The 6,244-nt window shown below is 60.0% G+C and carries 6 protein-coding genes; all 6 read right to left on the minus strand.

The genetic code is table 11. The features are described 5' to 3' along the window. Positions 1-35: 35 nt before the first annotated feature. On the minus strand, positions 36-1,505 hold the full coding sequence (der, locus tag PMI29_RS24220; RefSeq protein ID WP_007994875.1) for a ribosome biogenesis GTPase Der: 1,470 nt from the start codon (positions 1,503-1,505) through the stop codon (positions 36-38). 231 nt (positions 1,506-1,736) lie between these two features. After that, positions 1,737-2,888, minus strand: a complete 1,152-nt coding sequence (bamB, locus tag PMI29_RS24215; protein WP_033052048.1) for an outer membrane protein assembly factor BamB — start codon at positions 2,886-2,888, stop codon at positions 1,737-1,739. Continuing rightward, the gene (locus tag PMI29_RS24210) at positions 2,881-3,522 is read right to left on the minus strand and encodes a YfgM family protein (RefSeq protein WP_007982766.1); all 642 of its coding nucleotides are present in this window, start codon (positions 3,520-3,522) and stop codon (positions 2,881-2,883) included. Before PMI29_RS24210 ends, bamB begins: the two co-directional genes overlap by 8 nt. 41 nt (positions 3,523-3,563) lie before the next feature. Beyond that, positions 3,564-4,853, minus strand: a complete 1,290-nt coding sequence (gene hisS / locus PMI29_RS24205) for a histidine--tRNA ligase (protein WP_007982764.1) — start codon at positions 4,851-4,853, stop codon at positions 3,564-3,566. A gap of 38 nt (positions 4,854-4,891) precedes the next feature. Further along, the gene (gene ispG / locus PMI29_RS24200) at positions 4,892-6,001 is read right to left on the minus strand and encodes a flavodoxin-dependent (E)-4-hydroxy-3-methylbut-2-enyl-diphosphate synthase (protein ID WP_003185136.1); all 1,110 of its coding nucleotides are present in this window, start codon (positions 5,999-6,001) and stop codon (positions 4,892-4,894) included. A 3-nt stretch (positions 6,002-6,004) separates the two neighbouring features. Next, a partial coding sequence (locus PMI29_RS24195; protein WP_007994878.1) for a DUF4115 domain-containing protein occupies positions 6,005-6,244 on the minus strand: 240 nt, incomplete at its 5' end.

The following is a 6,244-nucleotide window of genomic DNA, read 5'->3' on the forward strand; positions in this document are numbered from 1 at the left end:
TTGGCGCCCTTTCCATCCCACGGGAAAAACCTCGATCAGCGCTTGTCGCGACGCTTCTTGTCGGCCTTCTTGTGGTGCGACATCAAGCGACGCTTCTTGTTGACCTGACGGTCGGTGAGCGTGTTCTTGTTGCCTTCGTACGGGTTCTCGCCGCCCTTGAACTCGATGCGGATCGGCGTACCGACCAGCTTCAGCACACGACGGTAAGTGTTTTCCAGATAGCGCACGTAAGACTTCGGCACCTTCTCGATCTGGTTGCCGTGGATCACGATGATCGGCGGGTTCGCACCACCGAGGTGGGCATAACGCAGCTTGATCCGGCGGCTGTTGACCATCGGCGGCTGGTGCTCGCTCACAGCATCTTCGAGGATCTGGGTCAGGCGGCTCGTCGGCCAGCGGGTGACCGCGGACTTGAACGAGTTCTGTACCGAGGCGTAGAGGTTACCCACACCAGTGCCGTGCAGGGCCGAAATGAAGTGGATATCGGCGTAGTCAACGAAGAACAGGCGACGCTGCAGCTCGACCTTCACGAAGTCGCGCTCGCTCGGCGTCATGCCGTCCCACTTGTTGATCGCGATCACCAGCGCACGACCCGATTCAATGGCGAAGCCCAGCAGGTTGAGGTCGTGATCGACCACACCTTCGCGGGCGTCCATCACAAAGATCACCACGTTGGCGTCTTTGATCGCCTGCAGGGTTTTGACCACAGAGAACTTTTCGACTTCTTCGTGGATCTTGCCGCGCTTGCGCACACCGGCGGTGTCGATCAGCGTGTACTTCTCGTCGTTACGCTCGAACGGGATGTAGATACTGTCGCGGGTGGTGCCGGGTTGGTCGTAGACGATTACCCGGTCTTCCCCGAGCATGCGGTTGACCAGGGTCGACTTGCCGACGTTCGGCCGGCCGATGATCGCGATCTTGATCCCGTCTTTTTCGCTCGGACCAGGAATGCGCTTGGCTTCCTCGCCTTCGGCGACGTCTTCTTCCTCGCCTTCTTCCAGCTCGTCTTCGTCTTTCGGGAAGTCACTCAGTGCGATTTCCAGCAACTGGGTGATACCACGGCCGTGGGCACCGGCGATCGGGATCGCATGGCCCATGCCCAACGGGGCGAATTCGGCGCGGGCCATTTCCGGGTCGATGTTGTCGACCTTGTTGGCCACCACGTGGGAACGCTTGTTACGTTTGCGCAAATGCTCGGCGATCATCTGGTCGGCGGCGGTGAAACCGGCCTTGGCATCTACCAGGAACAGAACGACATCTGCTTCTTCAATAGCCAGCAGCGACTGCTCGGCCATCTTTTCGTCCATACCGTGCTCGTCACCGGAGATACCGCCGGTGTCGATCAAAATGTAGGAACGCCCTTGCCACTTGGCCTCACCGTACTGGCGATCACGGGTCAGACCGGACAAGTCGCCGACGATGGCGTCACGAGTCCTGGTCAGGCGGTTGAACAAGGTGGACTTGCCGACGTTCGGTCGGCCCACCAGGGCGATTACGGGAACCATGCGGCTCTCCACTTCGTTATTTCAGAAAATACAAAAGCCGCTGCGAGGCAGCGGCTGGTGCTCGGGGGCATCACCATGTGTTTTTTGTAGGAGCGAGCTTGCTCGCGAAAAACGCAAAGATACCGCGTTTATCCAGGCCACCAACGTAATCGTTGACGTCCATCGCGAGCAAGCTCGCTCCTACATCCATACGGTTGAAGCCGCTTGGGGGTTAAAACCCAAGCATAGTCGTTACTTGATGGTCAGGGCTTCCAGTTTGCCGCTGTTGCCATACACATAAATCGTGTCACCCACCACCAGCGGACGGGCACGCAGGCCGTCGCTGTCGATGCGTTCACGGCCGACGAATCGACCGTCCACCTGACTCAGCAGGTGCAGGTAACCTTCCAGGTCACCGACTGCAACGTAACTGGAGAACACTTCCGGGGCCGACAGTTGACGACGGGCCAGCGAATCGTTGCTCCACAAGGCCGAGGTAGAACGCTCGTCGACGCCTTCAACGGTGCCCGAAGACAGGCTCACATAAACGGAGCCCAAACCCTGGGCGACACCGGCGTAGCTGGAAGCATCACGCTGCCAGAGCTGACGGCCGCTTTGCAGGTCCAGTGCGGCAACGCGCCCTTGATAGCTGGCGACATACAGTGTCCCGCCCGACAGCAGCAAGCCACCGTCAATATCGACCACACGCTCCAGCTCCGAACGACCTTGCGGGATCGCTACGCGCTGTTCCCACACCGGCACGCCGTTGGAGATATCCACGGCAACCACTTTACCGGTCGACAGGCCAGCCACCGCGAGGCGGTTGGTCACGATCGGCGCACTGGTACCACGCAGGGTCAGTACCGCAGGGGTGCTGTCATAGATCCAGCGGCGGTTACCGGTGGAGGCATCCAGGCCGATCAGACGATCGTCCTGAGTCTGAACCACCACAACGTCACCGTTGTTGGCTGGCGGAGCCAGCACTTCGCTGGACACGCGAGCGCGCCACTTTTCTTCGCCGTTGATGGCGTCCAGGGCAACGATTTCACCCTTGAGCGTACCGATCATGACCAGACCGTAACCAACGCCAACAGCGCCGGAAACAGGCAGTTCGAGATCTTTCTTCCATTTGACGTCGCCCGTGTTGCGGTCCATCGCCATCAACACGCCAGTGACATCCGCGGCGTAGATGGTTTCGCCATCGATGGCCGGAACCAGCATGTTGTAGGTTTCGCCCTGACCGTCACCGATCGAACGACTCCACTGCTTGTGCAGAACCACTTCTTCCTTGAAGTCGACCAGTTCGGCCGGAGGCAGTTCTTTTTTGCTGTTGCTGCTGCAACCCGCGGCCAACAAGGCCAGAGCCAGCAATGCTGCATGTTTCCAACGAATCACGTCACGCATCCCCTTTGGCCAGGTCGTCCAGCTTGATTTGCAGGCCACCGACCGCCGCTTCATCCGACAGTGCCGCCTTGGCTTTTTGATACGCCGCGCTCGCCTCATCGGTACGACCCAACTGCACCAGCAGGTCGCCCTTGAGCTCTTCGCGAGTGGCCAGGAATGCCTTGTCGGCATCGCCTTCAAGCAGCTTCAGTGCTTCGTCGGCCTTGTTCTGCGCACCCAATACCTGGGCCAGACGCTGACGGGCGATTTCGCCCAGCGCCGGGTTGGCCGGTTTGTCGACAATGGCTTTCAGCTCGCTGGCCGCGTCGTCCAGCTTGCCGCTGTCCACCGCCACTTTGGCCACGAACAGGCTGCCGTACTGCGCGTAGGCGCTGCCGCCGAACTCGCTGTTGAGCTTGCCGGCCAGGTCCGAAACCCGCGCCGCATCAGGCTTGCCGTCAGGCGTCAGCGTGGTTTCGAGCAATTGCTGATAGAGAATCGAGGCGCCTTGCGACTGATTGCTCTGATACTTGTGGAACGCCTGCCAGCCGAACACGATGACCAGCGCCAACAGGCCGCCAGTAACCAGGGGCTTACCGTTGCGTGACCACCATTCCTTCAATTCCGCCACATGTTCGTCTTCGGTACTCGACACCCCAATACTCCTTAATCGCTAATTCGGCTGTTTAGACAGCTTCAATCCTGCACGACGCAGGTGGCCAGGTGAGCGGCAAGCGCATCCCAGGCAATGCTTTGTTGTTCGCCCTGGCCACGCAGGGGTTTGAAACCTACCACTTGCTGGGCCATTTCGTCGTCACCGAGGATCAGCGCGTACAGCGCACCGCTCTTGTCGGCCTTCTTGAACTGGCTTTTGAAACTGCCGGCGCCGGCATTCACTTGCAGGCGCAGGTTAGGCAACTGGTCACGCACACGCTCAGCCAGGGTCAGGCCAGCCAGTTCGGCGGCTTCACCGAAGGCGCAGAGGTAGACGTCTACCTGACGGGAAATCTCTTCCGGGATCTGCTCCAGGGTTTCCAGCAACAGCACCAGACGCTCGATGCCCATGGCAAAGCCAACACCGGCGGTCGGCTTGCCGCCCATCTGCTCCACCAGACCGTCGTAACGGCCACCGGCACACACGGTGCCCTGGGCGCCGAGTTTGTCGGTGACCCATTCGAAAACGGTCTTGCTGTAGTAATCCAGCCCGCGAACCAGCTTCGGGTTGATTACGTAAGGAATGCCGGCGGCGTCCAGGCGAGCCTTGAGGCCCTCGAAATGCACGCGGGATTCTTCGTCGAGGTAGTCGGCCATCTTCGGCGCATCGACCAATACCGCCTGGGTGTCGGCATTCTTGGTATCAAGAACCCGCAGCGGGTTGGTTTTCAGGCGACGCTGGCTGTCTTCGTCGAGCTTGTCCATGTGCGCCGAGAGGTACTCGACCAGCGCTTCACGATAACGGCCACGGGACTCGCTGGTACCCAGGCTGTTCAGTTCAAGCTTGACCGCATCGCGGATGCCCAGTTCGCCCCACAGGCGCCAGGTCAGCACGATCAGCTCGGCGTCGATGTCCGGCCCGTCGAGGTTGAACACTTCGACACCGATCTGGTGGAACTGGCGATAACGGCCCTTCTGCGGACGCTCGTGGCGGAACATCGGGCCGATGTACCAGAGTTTCTGAACCTGACCACCGCCGGTGATGCCGTGCTCCAGCACCGCGCGCACACAGGCCGCCGTGCCTTCAGGGCGCAGGGTCAGGGAGTCGCCGTTGCGGTCGTCGAAGGTGTACATCTCTTTTTCGACGATGTCGGTCACTTCACCGATGGAGCGCTTGAACAGCTCGGTGAACTCGACGATCGGCATGCGGATCTGCTTGTAACCGTAGTTATCCAGCAGGCGCGAAACAGTGCCTTCGAAATGACGCCACAGGGGGGTCTGTTCGGGCAGGATGTCGTTCATGCCACGAATGGCTTGCAGAGACTTGCTCACTTAAATTCCTTAATTCGTTCGGCTCTTTTTAGCCAGGCTTAGCCGCGCGCAATTACGGCAGCGTCAGCTTCGACCTTCTCGGCCGCTTTCTGGCGGATCAAGCGTTCAAGCTCATCCACCAGATTGTCATTCGTCAGTTTCTGCGACGGCTTGCCGTCGATGTAAATCAGGTTTGGCGTACCGCCGGTCAAGCCGATATGGGCTTCCTTGGCTTCGCCCGGGCCGTTGACCACGCAACCGATGACCGCGACATCCAGCGGCACCAGCAAATCTTCGAGGCGCCCTTCCAGCTCGTTCATGGTCTTGACCACATCGAAGTTCTGCCGCGAGCAGCTCGGGCAAGCGATGAAGTTGATGCCACGGGAACGCAGGTGCAGGGATTTGAGAATGTCGTAGCCGACTTTCACTTCCTCGACCGGGTCGGCCGCCAACGAGATGCGGATAGTATCGCCAATCCCTTCGGCGAGCAGCATACCGAGGCCCACGGCGGATTTCACCGTGCCGGAACGCAAACCACCGGCTTCGGTGATACCCAGGTGCAGCGGCTGGACGATTTCCTTGGCCAGCAAGCGGTAGGCTTCGACGGCCATGAACACATCGGAAGCCTTCACGCTGACCTTGAAGTCCTGGAAGTTCAGGCGCTCAAGGTGCTCGACGTGGCGCAAGGCAGACTCGACCAGCGCAGCCGGGGTCGGCTCGCCGTATTTCTTTTGCAGGTCCTTTTCCAGGGAACCGGCGTTCACGCCGATACGGATCGGAATCCCCCGGTCACGGGCGGCATCGACCACCGCGCGCACACGGTCTTCGCGACCGATGTTGCCCGGGTTGATCCGCAGGCAATCGACACCCAGTTCAGCTACGCGCAAAGCGATCCGGTAATCGAAGTGAATGTCGGCAACCAAGGGCACCTTGACCAGTTGCTTGATCTTGCCGAAGGCTTCGGCGGCGTCCATGTCCGGTACGGAGACCCGCACGATATCGACGCCGGCTGCTTCCAGACGATTGATTTGCGCGACAGTGGCCGCGACATCGTTGGTGTCGCTGTTGGTCATGCTCTGCACAGCGATAGGTGCATCGCCGCCAACAGGCACGTTACCGACCCAGATCTTGCGGGATTCGCGACGTTTGATTGGAGATTCGCCGTGCATGACTTATTGACCCAACTTCAGGCGAGCAGTCTCGCCACTGGTGAACGGAACGACATCAACCGACTGGCCGTTGTAGCTGACCTGAGCGCCGCGCGCAAAGCCCAGACGCACGGTAAACGGTGGTTTGCCATTGACTGCCAGGCTGTCGCCTTTGCGCTTGAGACCACTGAACAGCACCTTGCCGCTACCGTCGGTCACTTGTGTCCAGCAATCGGCGGTGAACTGCACCCGGACCTGGCCTTG

It is taken from the genome of Pseudomonas sp. GM49, assembly GCF_000282355.1.
Taxonomy (GTDB): Bacteria; Pseudomonadota; Gammaproteobacteria; order Pseudomonadales; family Pseudomonadaceae; genus Aquipseudomonas.

Excerpts from the sequence above, each read along its gene's own strand:
- der (WP_007994875.1), bottom strand. The coding sequence starts at position 1,505 with ATGGTTCCCGTAATCGCCCTGGTGGGCCGACCGAACGTCGGCAAGTCC.
- bamB (WP_033052048.1), bottom strand. The coding sequence starts at position 2,888 with ATGCGTGACGTGATTCGTTGGAAACATGCAGCATTGCTGGCTCTGGCC.
- ispG (WP_003185136.1), bottom strand. The coding sequence starts at position 6,001 with ATGCACGGCGAATCTCCAATCAAACGTCGCGAATCCCGCAAGATCTGG.